The following is a 16,263-nucleotide window of genomic DNA, read 5'->3' on the forward strand; positions in this document are numbered from 1 at the left end:
GGGGAAGCCATGTTAAACCAATTCCAATTACTCAATCAGTTCTTGATTGAGCATCAAGCCTACTGGCGCTTCGAGCCATTTTTTCTATCTGACCAACAATCTTTGCCTTGGCTTAGTCAAAGTTCCGCGTTGTGCGGCTGGTTAGAGAGTCTTTCCCCAGAGAAAATTACCTCCTATAAGCAAGACAACGCTTCATTGCTTAACGATATGTCATGCTACCTACCTTGTCTTGAGCAGATTAGTGGCTGGACAACATTGCCACAAATTGACAGCAAAGGTCTTGAGTTAGCGCGAGGGGTTGAAAGTGGCGTTCCCGGGCGGAAGTTAGCGCAAATTCTCTCGATGGGAGAAGCGGCTATCAACAACCATCATGGTGGTGAGTGGCTTGAGTGGTGCTCAGGCAAGGGGTTTCTAGGGCGAATTCTTGCAAGCCAAACTCAGAAAAAAGTCACTAGTTTTGAATATCAGCAAGCGTTGTGCGAGTCTGGCCAACGTGAGGCAGACAAACAAGGTCTCGCGATGCAATTCATTCAAGGTGATGCGCTGAGTGAGCAAGCCGAAGCGGCATTCAACAGTAATCAACATGCGGTTGCCTTGCATGCATGCGGTGATTTGCATGTTTCACTGATCAACCACGCAACGCGAAAGCAACTTCCTGCCGTTACCTTATCGCCATGCTGCTATCACTTGGTAAACTGTGACACCTACCAAGCATTATCTGAGCTTGGTCGAGCTTCGATACTAACTCTAACGCGCCAAGAGCTAAGAATCCCTCTACAGGAAACGGTGACGGGTGGTGAGCGTGTCAAACGCCATCGTATAGAAGAGATGACTTTTCGTCTTGGCTTCGACCTATTGACGCGCGAGATCACGCGAACTGACAGGTATCAACCTGTTCCTAGTATCAAAAAGTCTCAGTTGGCAGAAGGGTTTGAAGCTTTTTGTCGCTGGGCCTGTGAGCAGAAGGGAATCAATTTGCCCGAAGTAGATTTTGGCTACTACGAAAAGTTGGGCTTAGAAAGATACTGGCAGATGGAGCGTATCAGTTTGGTACAGCAACCTTTTCGCCGCGTGTTGGAACTGTGGCTAGTGCTAGATAAGGCGCTGTATCTGCAAGAACAAGGCTACACGGTGACTTTATCTGAGTTTTGCTCTAGAGAGACAACCCCGCGCAACTTATTGATTCATGCTGTGAAACAGTAAACGACAACGCGGCTCTCCTTTTGTTGCTTTAATGTTAAAAGTTGCTTTTCTTTTGAACAGCATGTTGGTAATAATATTGATGTGCACATAATTTGTGCAATAACAACAATACTAAATATACCCTCACACAACATTATTGCTTATACCAAGTTCAATGAATGGGCTCACGTTATGGCGTCTAAGAAAACAGCTGACTGGGTTAATGCCTATCAGGCTTAGAGATAGATGTTTGAGCGAACAAGGACGTTGGTATTACATCAAGGAGTTAAGATGAAAGCAGCAAAAGTCATTGCAACAGCCGCTCTTGCAGGTGTCACATTACTCTCATCCGCTAGTATTATGGCGAAAACAGCGAAAGTTGCCGTGTCACAGATCGTTGAGCACCCAGCTTTGGATGCCACACGCCAAGGTCTAATCGATGGCTTAAAAGCTAAAGGTTACGAGCAGGGTAAGAACCTTGAGTTTGATTATAAAACTGCGCAAGGAAACCCAGCGATTGCAGTGCAGATTGCCCGCCAATATGTTGGAGAGAAACCCGATGTCTTAGTTGGTATTGCTACGCCAACTGCGCAAGCATTGGTTTCTGCAACGCGCTCTATTCCGGTTGTCTTTACAGCGGTAACTGACCCTGTAGGCGCGAAACTAGTTAAACAACTAGAGCAACCGGGCAAAAACGTCACTGGGCTTTCTGACCTCTCTCCAGTGAGTCAGCATGTCGAGCTGATCAAAGAAATTTTGCCAGACACTAAGTCTATCGGCGTGGTGTTTAACCCAGGTGAAGCGAACGCAGTCACACTGGTCGAGTTACTTAAACAAAGTGCATCTGCGCAGGGTATTGAAGTGATTGAAGCAACGGCGTTGAAAAGCGCTGATGTACAATCGGCGACTCAAGCCATTGCTGCAAAATCAGATGTTCTTTATGCGCCAACGGATAACACAGTCGCGAGTGCAATCGAAGGTATGATTGTTGCGGCGAACCAAGCGAAGACCCCAGTGCTTGGTGGTGCGACTTCTTATGTTGATAAAGGTGCCATTGCAAGCTTAGGCTTTGATTACTACCAAGTGGGTGTGCAAACCGCAGATTATGTCGCTGCTATTATAGAAGGTTCGAACCCAGGTTCACTGGACGTAAAAGTCGCCAAGGGTTCTGATCTTGTGGTCAATAAGAGCGCAGCAACTAAACTAGGTATTTCTATTCCTCAATCTGTTCTAGATCGTGCAACAAGCGTGAAATAAACCTCAGCCTCAAGTGTGTTCAACACATGCTTGAGGCGTCTTGATCTTTAGCAGAAAAGGGAGTTGGTATGTCTGCTTTTGCATTTTTTGGCGCTCTAGAAATTGGCTTGCTATATGGCCTTGTTGCTCTGGGCGTTTATCTCACCTTTCGCGTACTTGATTTTCCGGACTTAAGTGTTGATGGAAGCTTTCCTATGGGAGCGGCTGTCGCTGCGACAGCGATAGTTGCGGGGATTAACCCTTGGCTCGCGACCCTTATGGCTATTTTAGCAGGGGCCGCAACGGGTTGGGTCACCGCGTTCTTAGCTGTTCGTTGCGGTATTCTACATTTACTTGCTTCTATCTTAACTATGATCGCTGCCTTCTCAATCAACATCAGAATTATGGGTAGACCTAACGTTGCTTTACTTGGGGAAGAGACTATTTTGACCCCGTTTGAAGCCATCGGCGATCCTATGTTGATTCGTCCATTGATTGTTGGAGTCTTGGTCTTGATATCGGGATGGCTAGTGGTAAGGCTGCTAAACAGTGATTTTGGCTTAGGGCTTAGAGCGACAGGTGTCAATGCGCGTATGGTCTCGGCTCAAGGGGCGAGCACTGCGTTTTACACTTACTTCGGTCTAGCGCTATCAAACGGTTTTGTGGGTTTTGCGGGCGCTTTGTTTGCTCAAACCAACAGTTTTGCCGATGTGACTTCCGGGGTGGGTACTATCGTAGTTGGCCTAGCCGCAGTGATTCTCGGGCAAACTTTGATACCTGGCAGAAAAATATGGGTTGCAGTCGTTGCGGTTATTGTTGGTTCAGTTCTCTACCGTTTAGCCGTTGCCTTTGCACTAAGTACCGGAATGTTTGGCTTACAAGCGTCAGATTTAAATTTAGTCACCGCAGTCTTGGTCGCGATTGCCCTTATCGCACCAAAAATTAAAGGAAATCTCAAATCAAAAAAGCTTAGTCCTCCTGCTGACGGTAAAAGCGACATCAAGCAGGATAAAGAGTCAGGAGAAGTAGCATGATTCGTTTAGAAGATATTCAGGTGACTTTTAATCCGGGTACGATTTTAGAAAATAGAGCCTTACGTGGCGTCAGCTTAGAGGTGCCAGAACACCAGTTTTTAACCGTAATTGGTTCAAATGGTGCGGGTAAGTCCACACTTCTTGGGGCGGTCACAGGAGAAACCCCAATGGTGGGGGGAAGTGTCATTATTGATGAGTTAGATGTGACCAAGCGTACGGTTGATCAACGAGCTCAGCAATGTGCTCGGGTTTTCCAAGATCCATTAGCTGGAACCTGTGGCGACCTTACCATTGAGGAGAACATGGCGCTTGCCTATATGCGTGGCAAAAAACGCGGTTGGAGTTTGTCTCTTTCGAGCAAGCGTCGCAAGTTGTTTCAAGAGCGAATCAGCATCCTGGGGCTAGGGTTAGAAGATCGTTTAGGTGACAGTATCGGGCTTCTTTCTGGTGGGCAGCGTCAAGCGGTGAGCTTGGTTATGGCGACTTTGTCCGATAGTAAACTGCTGTTACTCGACGAGCATACCGCCGCACTAGATCCTCGTATGGCAGCTTTTATTATTGATTTAACGAAGAAAATTGTCGCAGAGTTTAATTTGACGGTAATGATGGTGACACACTCGATGAAAGATGCATTAGCGTGTGGTGATCGTACTGTGATGCTCCATCAAGGTGAAATTGTGCTGGATGTGGCGGGTGAACAGCGCGCCAATATGCAGGTACCTGATCTACTTGAGATGTTCACCAAAGTGCGAGGAGAAGAACTGGCTGACGACAGTTTGTTACTAAATTAGGTATTTACTGACAGTCATTAACCAACTTATGATGCTGATTTGTGACACAATTGGCGTTAATTTGTCTACTAAGCCTATCTGCTGTTATACAGTATTGATGGGCTTTTTAATTTAAAATTTCTAATATGAGTGGTAAGGGAATGCAAGTTAACAGGCATTTCAGTTTAAAGTTTGTCTTCTTGATGCCCTTGGTCATCGCTTTGATCGTTTTGGCACTTACGATCAAAAACTACTATGACTCAGTAAATCGAGACATTAATGACGAGTATGAGCGAATTAATGCTGCTTTATCCAGAGCGGCGAAAGTTATTTCGGCTCTTGATTACAGTTTTTCCAACTACTCAAAATCCAACTATATTCTGTTAGTCGAGCATAATCGACAAATCAAAGGTGATTTATGTCAGATGTGGCCGATCGATGCTGCTTTGCTCTCTGATGGGCGTCATCAAGAAATACCAGCGGTAGATATCAACTACATGTTGGTGGGCGATGTGTCGTTGTGCGATCCGTCAAGCGCCGACTACCAAAGAGTCTCAGGTCAGGTCTCATTAGCGCCTGTACTCTCTTTCTTGCATGATATCGACTCCTATTTGTTGGGGATTCACTACATCGATAAAGAAGGCTATATCATGTCCTCCCCAGACACCTACGCAAAAAGCATTACGTTAGATCTACTCAAGACCATTAAAGCGCGTCCTTTCTGGCATCAAACGGCTCATAACCGAGACTTGGTGACGCTCACGGGCCCAGCCCCCATTGCCACGACGAGCGATTTAGTGATGAGTATGACCATGCCTGTGTTCAATAAAGGTGTTCATCAAGGGATGCTGTCTGTTGATATCGCTTATGATGAGTTGCTTGATAGCCAAGGAACACTGGCGGGAAATCTTAGTATTATTGATAGTGCTAGATTAGCGCCACCTCAGAATGCACTACGGCTAGAAACGATTGATATTGATGGAGTCGTTTGCGAGCACTCACTGTACTACTTGCTTGATTTACCGAAAGAAATTGGCAACTTTTTTTCATTTGAACGTTATAGTTTAATCGTCACTCTATTTATCTACGTTTTCTCGGTCATCGTTCTATTCTTCATTAATACACGAGTCGAGCACGGCTACTTTAAGGAGCTTGCTGCTAAAGACCCAATGACGGGTTTACTTAACCGCCGTGGCTTAGAAGATTTTCTGCAGGGTAGCTCCAATGCCTCGTATGCGGTTTTATCCGTGCTCGATATTGACGACTTTAAGGCCATCAATGATACCTATGGGCACGATGTCGGGGATCGTGTGATCACCTATATGGCAGAGACTATTTCACTCAGTATCCGGGATAGTGATGCCGCTGCGCGAATTGGTGGAGAAGAGTTTGTTATCTATTTATCTGGTAACAACATCGAGGCGCTGAAGAAGAGCATCAACCGAGTTCATCACGCCATTTGTTTTCAGTCTCATCAGGCTGTAGAAGGTGGCTTTACTGTATCTGGTGGTGTCGAAGTGATTCAGGGAGATGTACAAAGCAGCTTTGATAAATTGTTCAAAGCTGCGGATGAAAAGCTGTACCAGGCAAAAACCAGTGGTAAAAACAAGCTGGTGTTTTAAGCGGCTAGCTCGTCACGATAGCGAGTGATGTGTTCAACAATCGGAGCTGCCTTATTAAAAGTGCGAATCTCTCTAAACAGGGCATCGGCTTGTGGGTATTGGTGGCGCAGGTAAGAAAACCATTGCTTAACGCGGTTCGGGTAGTAGAGCCCTTTATCACCTTTCATCTCATATTGTGAGTAAACCAATAGTAGCTCAACAACTTCAGACCAAGGCATCACAGTATGGTTGTGTTTTACCACGTTCCCTAGATTCGGCACATTGAACGCGCCGCGACATACCATGAGTGAATCGACACCCGTCGTCTCCATACAAGCTTGACCATCTTGGTAATTCCAAATCTCGCCATTGGCGATCAACGGAATCGAAAAGCGCTCACGAATTTGATTGATGTATTCCCATTTGATTTCACTCGCTTTGTAACCACCGGTTTTGGTTCGAGCATGCACTGTTAATTCGTTGGCGCCCGCAGATTGGATAGCATCAACAATCTCAAAACAATCTTCAGGGTTGTCCCATCCTAGGCGGATTTTTGCAGTCACGGGAGTGTGTGACGGGACAGCGTTACGACAAGCTTTTACGACGTTGTGAATCAGTTCAGGGTGTTGCAATAGTGCCGCGCCACCTTTGCTCTTGTTGACTAACTTAGCAGGACAACCAAAGTTTAGGTCGATCCCTTTTGCGCCTAATTGCGCCGCTTTAATGGCATTTTCTGCCATCCAGTTTGGATCTTGTCCGAGCAATTGAACATGAACAGGTACACCAGACTTAGTTTGTGAGCCTTGTTCTAGTTCGGGACATAAGCGATGGAAAACATGATCTGGGAGTAGCTGATCAACAACGCGAACAAACTCAGTGACACATAAATCGTAGTCATTGATATCTGTTAAGATTTCGCGCATCAAATGATCTAACACGCCCTCCATTGGGCCCAACACTAGTCGCATAACGCTCTTCTCACAACATCAGTCTTCAAATTAAGAGGCGTGATTTTAGAGATTTAGTACTCAGAAGTCTAATTACTCGGCGCATTATTTCTGCCGGTGGTTTTTTCGATAACACCAGTTAGTGGAGAATAAAGCAATAGAGGCATTTCCTCACCATTACTATAGCCAGTGGTGTAATAGTAAGTGCATTGGTTGCTGGTGGTATACCAAGAGACGATATCGGTATCTGATGGGAGTATGGTGCCAGTTAACGGACGAATGGTTAGGTCGACTTGCATTAGTGCATTCCACATTGCAACACAGTCACTACCACGAACCGGCCCTACCGTTGGGTCAATGGGCGCACTACCGACTGACATTGGGTAGCCCGGAGTGGAAGGGTAAATAGTGCCAGAGCCATAGCTAACAGGTGTTTCTGGTTCACCCTGAGTTAACCATTTAGCTTGATAGAGTTGTACGGAGTTCGCAAAAGCGCCAAACGCAGCATCGGCACGGGCAACATGGGCATCACGCTGATAATTGAGGAATCTTGGTGCAGCTGTTACAGCCAGCACGCCCAAAATCACAATCACGACAACCAGTTCAATCAGCGTGAAACCGCGTATTCTAGATCTTTTCATATTGATGACCGCAACCTATCAATAGGATGTAAGGAAATGTTTCATTGGCGAATGATGCACCTAATGAGCAAATTCTCAAAGAGAAATAAGTGCTAGTAAGAAAAAGGGCTAGTTACTAAATCAAATAGCTAGCCGTGACGGGAAGAGTGTCGAATTACCACAAGGAGAGGTTATCAAATCAGGGAGTAAAGTATCGAAGTGACCCCAAGCCTTGCTTAGGGGTATAATGCGCCCAAACTATGGTTAAAACTAGATTAAGATAATGAAGTATCAATTACTGACACTCGAAGGCTCAATTACTGAAGAATCACCACTGTTTATTGAAGGTCTTACGCTGGCCGCAAACCTCGCAACTCAGCCTTTAGCACCTGAAACATGGCTGCCGTCTGTGTTTGCAGAGCAGGCTGATAAAGCACGAGCAGATGTCGAAACCCATATTAACCAGCAATATAGCTATTTAAAACGTAATGAGTACTCGCTTCTCGCTTTGTTGGATGAGTCGAGCCAGCGAGACCAGTTAGCCGATTTTGCAGAAGGGTTTATGACGCTTTGGCCTACGGTTGAAGAGCAGTGGGCAGAGGTGAACCTTGGCGATGGTACACTGCGGATGCTTCAAGCTCTGCTGACTACGTTAATGCTAGCCATTGATGAAGAACAAACTCACGAACAGATGAAAGCGTCAGGTATAGAAACACCACCAGCGCTTGAAGAGATGTCTCCGCAAATTGACTTGATGATATCTGAAGTCGCGCAAGCGGCAGACGAAGCAATGATGGGGGCTAAATCTCAAAGCGTTAACCCGTACAAAGACATTGGCCGTAACGATATTTGCCCGTGTGGCAGTGGTAAGAAGTTCAAACAGTGCTGCGGCTGTTAAGTTATTGAATTCTTAAATCGAACCAAGTTAACTTTATTCGGTCAAACTCGTTATTCAATTGCGATATAACAAAGCTAAACGCGCACAACTAGGAAGAGTTTTAATGAAAAAATTTGCCGCATTACTACTGATGAGTTTTTCAGTGATGGCAGCGCCAAAAGACGAATTGAGCCAACGATTACAGAAAAATGAAGGTTTTAGCGCTGACTTTTCTCAGCAGCTAATTAGCCCAGAAGGTGACGTCGTAATGGAAGGTGAGGGCAATGTTGAAATTGCTCGCCCAAGTTTGTTTCGTTGGACAACAACAACGCCTGACGAAAATGTCCTTGTTTCAGACGGTAAATCTTTGTGGTACTACAGCCCGTTTATCGAGCAAGTGAGCATTTACTGGCAAGAACAAGCAACCGAGCAAACGCCTTTTGTTCTGCTGACTCGTAATCGTGCCAGCGACTGGGATAACTACAACGTTGAACAGAACGGCGATACATTCACGCTAACGCCAAGCGCAGTGGACTCTAATCAAGGTCAATTCAAGCTGAAGATTGATGCCAAGGGCGCGGTACAAGGTTTTAGTGTTGTAGAGCAAGATGGTCAGCAAAGTAACTTTGTGTTCAACAACATTGTTCTCAGTAAGCCAAAACCAGAACGATTTACTTTCGTTGTGCCAGAAGGTGTTGAGGTCGATGACCAAAGGAATTAAATGTGAGTAACTACTCATTGGACTTTTCTGGGGATGAAGATTTTCGTCCCCTTGCCGCAAGAATGCGCCCAGAAACGTTAGACCAATACATAGGTCAGCAACATATTCTGGGAGAGGGCAAGCCACTTAGACGAGCGCTAGAAGCGGGCCATATACACTCAATGATCCTTTGGGGGCCACCTGGCACAGGAAAAACCACGCTGGCGGAAGTGGCTGCTAACTACGCCAATGCAGAAGTGGAGCGAGTCTCTGCTGTGACGTCTGGGGTTAAAGAGATTCGGGCAGCAATTGAAAAAGCGCGCGAAAACAAATTGGGTGGTCGTCGGACTATTTTGTTTGTAGACGAGGTACACCGTTTTAACAAGTCCCAACAAGATGCATTCCTTCCCCACATTGAAGATGGCACGGTAACCTTTATCGGCGCGACAACTGAAAACCCTTCCTTCGAGTTAAACAACGCACTGTTGTCTCGCGCTAGGGTGTATAAGCTTACCTCCCTATCGACAGAAGATATTCATTTGGCTTTGCAGCAAGCGATTTCCGACTCAAATCGTGGCTTAGGCAAAGTCTCGGCGAAGTTTGCTGACAACGTTCTCGACAGGCTAGCAGAGCTGGTTAATGGTGATGCGCGAATGTCTCTTAACTATCTTGAGCTGTTATACGATATGGCTCAAGAAGATGACCAAGGCGACAAAGAAATCACTTTGCAGCTATTGGCTGAAGTTGCCGGGGAAAAAGTCTCGCGTTTTGATAATAAAGGTGACATTTGGTACGACTTGATTTCAGCGGTGCATAAATCTATCCGCGGGTCAAATCCTGACGCTGCGCTTTATTGGTCAGCAAGGATGATTGCTGCAGGTTGTGACCCGCTTTATATTGCCCGTCGCTTGCTGGCGATTGCATCAGAAGATATTGGTAATGCAGACCCAAGAGCAATGCAGGTAGCACTATCGGCTTGGGATTGCTTTACCCGTGTTGGACCTGCGGAAGGTGAACGAGCGATTGCACAAGCGATTGTGTACCTTGCCTGTGCACCAAAAAGTAATGCGGTCTACACGGCGTGGAAACAAGCACTACGCGACGCGCATAATGAGCCTGAGTATGAAGTTCCGCCACATCTTCGCAATGCGCCTACTAATTTGATGAAAGATCTCGGCTATGGCGCGGAGTATCGTTATGCCCATGATGAGCCGGGAGCGTATGCGGCAGGAGAGCGTTACCTACCACCTGAAATGGCAGCAACGCGTTACTATTATCCGACCAACCGCGGCTTAGAAACCAAAATTGGCGAAAAGTTAGATTACTTGGCTAGTTTAGACGCAAAAAGCCCACAAAAGCGCTATGAATAAGCTTCCATTTTAGATACATTTGTTCGGTTAATATTTTTAGCGCTTGAGCACGATGCTTAAGCGCGATTTCACTACTAAAAAAGCATAGGATTAACAATGCTGGATTCTAAATTACTTCGTACAGAGCTGGATGATACAGCTGCAAAACTAGCGCGTCGTGGCTTTAAGCTAGACGTAGAGACAATCCGTACACTTGAAGAACAACGTAAGTCGATTCAAGTAGAAGTTGAAAATTTACAATCCACGCGTAACTCCATCTCCAAGCAAATCGGCCAAAAAATGGCAGCTGGTGACAAAGAAGGCGCTGAAGAGATCAAGAAGCAAATCGGTACTCTAGGTAGCGATCTTGACGCTAAAAAAGCTGAACTTGATGAAGTAATGGCTAAACTTGAAGAGATCACGCTTTCTGTCCCTAACCTACCAGCTGACGATGTGCCAGCGGGTAAAGACGAAGATGACAACGTTGAAATCTCTCGTTGGGGTGAGCCAAAAACTTATGACTTTGAACTGAAAGATCACGTTGATCTAGGTGAGCTTGGTGGTGGCCTAGATTTCGCTAGCGCGACAAAAATCACTGGTGCTCGCTTTATCGTGATGAAAGGCCAGTTTGCGCGTCTACACCGTGCAATCGCTCAGTTTATGCTGGATCTTCACACAGATGAGCATGGCTACACAGAAATGTACGTGCCTTACCTAGTAAACTCTGACAGCCTATTTGGTACTGGTCAGCTACCTAAATTTGGTAAAGACCTGTTCCACACTGAACCACTAGAAGAGAAAGTAAACGATGAAGAGCCACGTAAGCTGTCTCTAATCCCTACTGCTGAAGTGCCAGTGACGAACATGGTTCGTGACACTATTTCTGATGAAGCAGACTTGCCACTGAAGATGACGGCGCATACGCCATGTTTCCGTTCTGAAGCAGGCTCTTACGGTCGCGATACTCGTGGTCTGATTCGTATGCACCAGTTCGACAAAGTTGAGCTAGTACAAATCACTAAGCCAGAAGATTCAATGGATGCACTTGAAGAGCTAACTGGTCACGCTGAGAAAGTTCTGCAACTTCTAGAGCTTCCTTACCGTAAAGTGGTTCTATGTACGGGTGACATGGGCTTCGGCGCGCGTAAGACTTACGACCTAGAAGTTTGGGTTCCAGCTCAAGAGACTTACCGTGAGATCTCATCTTGTTCAAACATGTGGGACTTCCAAGCTCGTCGTATGCAAGCGCGTTTCCGTCGTAAGGGCGAGAAGAAGCCAGAGCTAGTGCACACACTAAACGGTTCTGGTCTTGCTGTTGGCCGTACTATGGTTGCTATTCTAGAAAACAACCAAGAAGCAGATGGTCGTATCGCAATCCCTGCTGTACTACAGAAGTACATGGGCGGCGCAACGCACATCGGCTAATAGCCAAAGTGAGTAATGAAAGGCGGCTCAATGAGTCGCCTTTTTTATATCTATTTCACGTTAAATATTCAGCTTATCTATTGATAAAACGGTGACAACTTTTCTCTACAAACTGATGAAAAAGCAATATTTCTCAATGTTTGAATAATTATTCTAACTTTTTAGGGCTTAAAACCCCTTTGGAGAGGATAATGAAATATACAAAAACGCTGTTGGCGATGGCATTAACTACGGCATGCTTAAATGTTTATGCAGAAGATAAAGTTTGGATTTCTATTGGTGCCGATGCTGCTAGTACCGTCGCGAAAGCGCAAGCAGAATCTATTCTGCCTCACTCAATTGCGAGCAGTGGTGACGTGTGGGTTGGTCAAGTTCAGACTGCTCAACTGGCTGAGCTGTCGCATAACATGCATGAAGAGCATCACCGATGCGGCGGCTATATGGTTCATGCTTCAGCGCAAAGCGCCATGGCCGCGAGCGCAATGCCACAAAGCAGGGCGCAGTTCATATTACCCAAGCCTTCTCAGCAGTCGACCCTCAATGCTTGGCTACCATTGGTCAGTGCATCGCAACTCACTAACACAATCCGTTCTTTAACAAGCTTTAATAACCGTTTTTACACTACAACATCAGGAGCACAAGCCTCAGATTGGATAGCCAATGAATGGCGTAATTTGTCTTCGTCGATGACAAAGTCAAACGTAGAGCAAATTGCTCACTCAGGATACAACCAAAAATCGGTTGTTCTAACTATCGAAGGTAGTGAAAAGCCAGATGAGTGGGTGATTGTTGGCGGACATCTAGATTCGACAATTGGATCGCACACCGATGAACATACAGTTGCTCCAGGGGCGGACGATGATGCTTCGGGGATCGCTAGTGTGAGTGAAATTATTCGAGTGTTAGCTGAGAACAACTTCAAGCCCAAACGTTCCGTTGCATTTATGGCATATGCGGCAGAAGAGGTTGGTTTAAGAGGCTCGCAAGATATCGCAAATCGCTATAAAGCTCAGGGCAAAAATGTCGTCTCTGTATTGCAACTGGATATGACTAACTACAAAGGATCTGCAGAGGACATTGTCTTTATTACAGACTACACCGACAGTAACTTGACTCAGTTCTTAGCTAGCTTAATTGATACCTATATTCCAAATCTGACTTATGGATATGATCGATGTGGTTACGCATGTTCAGATCATGCCTCTTGGCATAATGCGGGTTACTCTGCGGCAATGCCTTTTGAATCTAAGTTTAATGACTACAACCCTAAGATTCATACTTCTCAAGATACACTAGAGAACTCTGACCCAACGGGTGGTCACGCGGTAAAGTTTACAAAGCTTGGACTGTCGTATGTGGTTGAACTAGCAAATGCATCCGATATTGAGCCTCCCGTTGACAACGTGCTAAAAGATGGCGTGCCGAAAACAGGGTTGTCTGGAGCACGCTCAAGTCAGCAAAGTTACACCTTTGAACTTGCTACTCAAAAGAGCTTAACCTTTACAACCCAAGGAGGCAGTGGTGATGTTGACCTCTATGTTAAGTACGGCTCTCCTGCATCGAAGTCAAATTGGGATTGTCGACCTTATCGCAATGGCAACAGTGAGACTTGTCGCTTTAACCAAGCCGCACCAGGTACTTACCATGTCATGCTTGATGCTTACAGTGCTTACACTGGTGTGACGCTTCAGGCATCTTCAAACTAGTTTCAAATTATAAGCGGCCGATGGGCCGCTTAGTTTGACGCGAACCTTATACATGGATTACGCGACTAAAAATTTATAGCCAAGTGAGCACATGAGAAGCGTCAACGAGAGTGAGATTGTTCGTTGGATAAGCTTTGCACCATATTTCATTGCAGAAGCGCTTCCAAAGTGATTTCCTAGTAAGTTCATTGCAACCAAAGGCAAAGCCAACGCATATAGGACGTTCCCCGCCAGCATAAAGGCAATCAGCGCACCAATATTGGAAGCAAAGTTGAACAGTTTCGATGTTGCCGATGCAGAGACTAAGTCAAACCTTAAAAGGTAATGCAGAGCAAGAATTAAGAAGCTCCCGGTCCCTGGTCCGAAGAAGCCATCGTAAAAACCAATCACAAAAACAGCTGATGGCACGCCGAACAAAATAACATGCTTATTGAGTGGTTTCTCTTCAGATGAAGCGTTGCTTTTCTTTGGAATAAACGATAACACGATACCAATAGGCAGCATTCCCAAAATGATCTTACCAATAGTATCTGGCTCGAAATATAGTATAGCCTCAGCACCGAAGTAAGCTCCGGTGAGTCCTGCAGGGATACCCGTCGCAACGGCAGTCCAAACAACACATTTATTTCGCATGAAATTACGTATTGCAGCGATAGTGCCTAGAGTGCTGACAATCTTCTCTTGACCCAAAGCAATTTGAGGCGGCAACCCTGCCAATATGAAAGATGGAACTAATATAAGACCACCACCACCTGCCACACTGTCAATGAAACCAGCAGCGAACGCTGAAATCATCAGAGCAAGTAAGATCCAAAGGGTAATATCATTACCTAGCCATTCCATAGTATTTTGCTCCTTATTATTTTTGGTATGCTTGTATTAAAACGGATGTATCCATTCGACCAAACCCTTGCTCTTGAAGTGTTTGATACATACCGTCCACCTCTTTAGTCATTGGGAGGCGAAGATCGTTTTTCTTTGCTTCGTTTAGGCAGATGCCTAAATCTTTGCGCATCCAGTCAATGGCAAAGCCAAAGTCGAATTCATTTTTAGACATGGTGACTGCGCGGTTTTCCATTTGCCAAGAACCTGCAGCGCCATGCTTGAGTACATTGACGACTTGCTTTACGTCTAAATCTGACGATTGAGCAAGTTGAAGTGCTTCGCTTAAGCCTTGCAATATCCCAGCGATACAAACTTGATTCACCATTTTGCAACGCTGACCTTGCCCATTTTCTCCTAGCAACACAGATTGCTTGCCGTATGTATTAAGTAAGGGAGATAGGCTTTTGAACGTATTTGCATCTCCTCCGCACATAATGGTCAGCGCACCGTTCTCTGCACCTGCTTGACCGCCTGAAACAGGAGCGTCAATGAACTGTACTCCTTTAGCCGAGCAGGCGTCTGCGAGTTCAAGGGCTAACTCAGCAGAAGTGGTTGTATGGTCAACCAGCACTGCCCCAGCTTCCATGCTGACTAGTACGCCATCTTTCCCAAAGACTACACTTCGAACGTCGTCGTCATTCCCTACACAGATTGCAACCACATCGCAGCCTTTCGCAGCCGCAGCGGGTGTAATGGCAAATTCACCAGAATATTCAGTCGCCCATTTTCTCGCTTTGGTTTCCGTACGGTTAAAAACGCGAGTGTTAAATCCGGCTTTAGAAATATGCCCGGCCATTGGGTAACCCATAACACCTAAGCCAACAAACGCTACATTTTTTATTTCCATGATAATTTTCCTTTTTAGTCTTTTCCTATGTGTTTTACGTCAGGGTAGGCTTGCACTAGTCGTGATAGTGACTTCATACCAAACAGACGCATTAGCCAGCGATCGGTACCGTCGTCACGTGGAGAGAATCCTTCTCTGCTATGAAGCAATCTTTGATTCTTAATAATCAGTAGGTCTCCTGGCTGATAAGTAATTGAATTTTGCAAGCTAGTCTCTTTCAGCTGTGCATCTAGCATCACCAATGCTGCAGCAGCTTGTTCATTGAGCGGCGTTGTATTTTCCTTGTCGTAACGGCAAAGTGCGATCCCAGACTTATCGTAAGTGAGGAGAGGCAATACAGTGCGAATGTCTTGTCCAAATGAATCAGGTCGAGCTATCTGGAATTGAGGTAAGCTCAGTGCCTCAATGACTCCTTGACTTAGGTTGCTCAGGATGTCGTCTAACAGCACGAAGTTAGAGCGAACTCTTAGATCTGTGCGAAGGGCCATAAGTGATAGGTATTCAGGACAACCACTTTTCTGACTTATGTTTTCACTCAATAAGGGGAGGTCTGGATTGTCTACATGATGGCCAAAAGTATGTGTTGAACCGTGAGAAGACTTTTCGTTCCTAGAATGAATGGAAGGAACAACATGCCTAAATAGAAATCCATTGTTTTCGGTCTTATAAGCAATGGGTTCGATTTTGGCCAATTGATATATGCCAATGTGACAGGCGCTTGCTAAAGGCGTTTTACTTGGAGGTAGGTAGCCTTGGTAAGGAGTTGAACACAGGTCAGCATCGACAGGAAGCCCTCGAATGATCAACGCTGACTGTTGTTCTGAGCGGGTGAAATCTTCAATGGTCTCCACAATATTATTGGGGAGGCTGTGTTTAACAGTACTTCCTAACCACTCTTTAGAATTTAACCATGCACTATCATCACTCATTCGTAGATGTGAAAATGCGCTTTTTAACCTCTGAGCAGAGTCGTATGGGATGTAGATTTCCTGTATTTCGAGCGTTTCTTGGGGCTCTTTTTGTAAATGTAACATTTTCCGTATGCCTAGTTTGACGTTGTTATTATTTATTTGGCTAATGTAAT

The 16,263-nt window shown here is 45.5% G+C and carries 15 protein-coding genes; 10 read left to right on the forward strand and 5 right to left on the reverse strand.

What is annotated here, in order from left to right; genetic code table 11:
• Window positions 1-9 precede the first annotated feature (9 nt).
• The 5 genes from AC6R00_RS20645 to AC6R00_RS20665 all read left to right on the forward strand — a co-directional run bounded on the left by AC6R00_RS20645 (window position 10) and on the right by AC6R00_RS20665 (window position 5,844).
• The gene (locus AC6R00_RS20645) at window positions 10-1,203 is read left to right on the forward strand and encodes a methyltransferase (protein ID WP_500641747.1); all 1,194 of its coding nucleotides are present in this window, start codon (window positions 10-12) and stop codon (window positions 1,201-1,203) included.
• 270 nt (window positions 1,204-1,473) lie between these two features.
• Complete coding sequence (locus AC6R00_RS20650) at window positions 1,474-2,439, forward strand: ABC transporter substrate-binding protein (protein WP_004748919.1); 966 nt, start codon at window positions 1,474-1,476, stop codon at window positions 2,437-2,439.
• A gap of 68 nt (window positions 2,440-2,507) precedes the next feature.
• Entirely contained in the window at window positions 2,508-3,452 is a 945-nt protein-coding gene (locus tag AC6R00_RS20655; protein ID WP_500641748.1) for an ABC transporter permease, read from the forward strand.
• Window positions 3,449-4,243: an ABC transporter ATP-binding protein gene (locus AC6R00_RS20660; RefSeq protein WP_500641749.1), complete on the forward strand. Its 795-nt coding sequence runs from the start codon at window positions 3,449-3,451 to the stop codon at window positions 4,241-4,243. Before AC6R00_RS20655 ends, AC6R00_RS20660 begins: the two co-directional genes overlap by 4 nt.
• Before the next feature lie 140 nt (window positions 4,244-4,383).
• Window positions 4,384-5,844: a GGDEF domain-containing protein gene (locus tag AC6R00_RS20665; protein WP_500641750.1), complete on the forward strand. Its 1,461-nt coding sequence runs from the start codon at window positions 4,384-4,386 to the stop codon at window positions 5,842-5,844.
• Here AC6R00_RS20665 and dusC read toward each other — a convergent pair.
• On the reverse strand, window positions 5,841-6,791 hold the full coding sequence (gene dusC / locus AC6R00_RS20670) for a tRNA dihydrouridine(16) synthase DusC (RefSeq protein ID WP_004748915.1): 951 nt from the start codon (window positions 6,789-6,791) through the stop codon (window positions 5,841-5,843). The two genes, AC6R00_RS20665 and dusC, sit on opposite strands and share 4 nt — an antisense overlap.
• 68 nt (window positions 6,792-6,859) lie before the next feature.
• The gene (locus AC6R00_RS20675; RefSeq protein ID WP_004748914.1) at window positions 6,860-7,411 is read right to left on the reverse strand and encodes a prepilin-type N-terminal cleavage/methylation domain-containing protein; all 552 of its coding nucleotides are present in this window, start codon (window positions 7,409-7,411) and stop codon (window positions 6,860-6,862) included.
• 262 nt (window positions 7,412-7,673) lie between these two features.
• On the opposite strand from AC6R00_RS20675, the gene AC6R00_RS20680 reads away from it, so the two are divergent.
• The 5 genes from AC6R00_RS20680 (at window position 7,674) to AC6R00_RS20700 (ending at window position 13,447) form a co-directional block, all read left to right on the forward strand.
• A complete protein-coding gene (locus tag AC6R00_RS20680) occupies window positions 7,674-8,288 on the forward strand; it encodes an SEC-C metal-binding domain-containing protein (RefSeq protein ID WP_004748913.1) in 615 nt (204 codons plus the stop codon).
• A 103-nt stretch (window positions 8,289-8,391) separates the two neighbouring features.
• Complete coding sequence (gene lolA, locus AC6R00_RS20685) at window positions 8,392-8,988, forward strand: outer membrane lipoprotein periplasmic chaperone LolA (RefSeq protein ID WP_004748912.1); 597 nt, start codon at window positions 8,392-8,394, stop codon at window positions 8,986-8,988.
• Between the two features lie 2 nt (window positions 8,989-8,990).
• Entirely contained in the window at window positions 8,991-10,337 is a 1,347-nt protein-coding gene (locus tag AC6R00_RS20690; protein WP_500641751.1) for a replication-associated recombination protein A, read from the forward strand.
• 96 nt (window positions 10,338-10,433) lie between these two features.
• Entirely contained in the window at window positions 10,434-11,741 is a 1,308-nt protein-coding gene (gene serS / locus AC6R00_RS20695) for a serine--tRNA ligase (RefSeq protein WP_239852157.1), read from the forward strand.
• A gap of 218 nt (window positions 11,742-11,959) precedes the next feature.
• Entirely contained in the window at window positions 11,960-13,447 is a 1,488-nt protein-coding gene (locus tag AC6R00_RS20700) for a M28 family metallopeptidase (protein WP_500642215.1), read from the forward strand.
• Between the two features lie 57 nt (window positions 13,448-13,504).
• Here the strand turns inward: AC6R00_RS20700 and AC6R00_RS20705 are convergent, their stop codons facing one another.
• The 3 genes from AC6R00_RS20705 to AC6R00_RS20715 are packed head-to-tail and all read right to left on the reverse strand — an operon-like array spanning window position 13,505 to window position 16,213.
• Window positions 13,505-14,290, reverse strand: a complete 786-nt coding sequence (locus AC6R00_RS20705; protein WP_500641752.1) for a sulfite exporter TauE/SafE family protein — start codon at window positions 14,288-14,290, stop codon at window positions 13,505-13,507.
• A 16-nt stretch (window positions 14,291-14,306) separates the two neighbouring features.
• Window positions 14,307-15,179 carry an NAD(P)-dependent oxidoreductase gene (locus AC6R00_RS20710; protein WP_500641753.1) on the reverse strand — a complete coding sequence of 291 codons (873 nt, stop codon included), beginning with the start codon at window positions 15,177-15,179 and terminating at the stop codon, window positions 14,307-14,309.
• A gap of 14 nt (window positions 15,180-15,193) precedes the next feature.
• Window positions 15,194-16,213: a TauD/TfdA family dioxygenase gene (locus AC6R00_RS20715; protein WP_004748906.1), complete on the reverse strand. Its 1,020-nt coding sequence runs from the start codon at window positions 16,211-16,213 to the stop codon at window positions 15,194-15,196.
• Window positions 16,214-16,263: the final 50 nt, after the last annotated feature.

The sequence above is a fragment of the Vibrio sp. R10-SF1-ISO8 genome, from assembly GCF_059833805.1.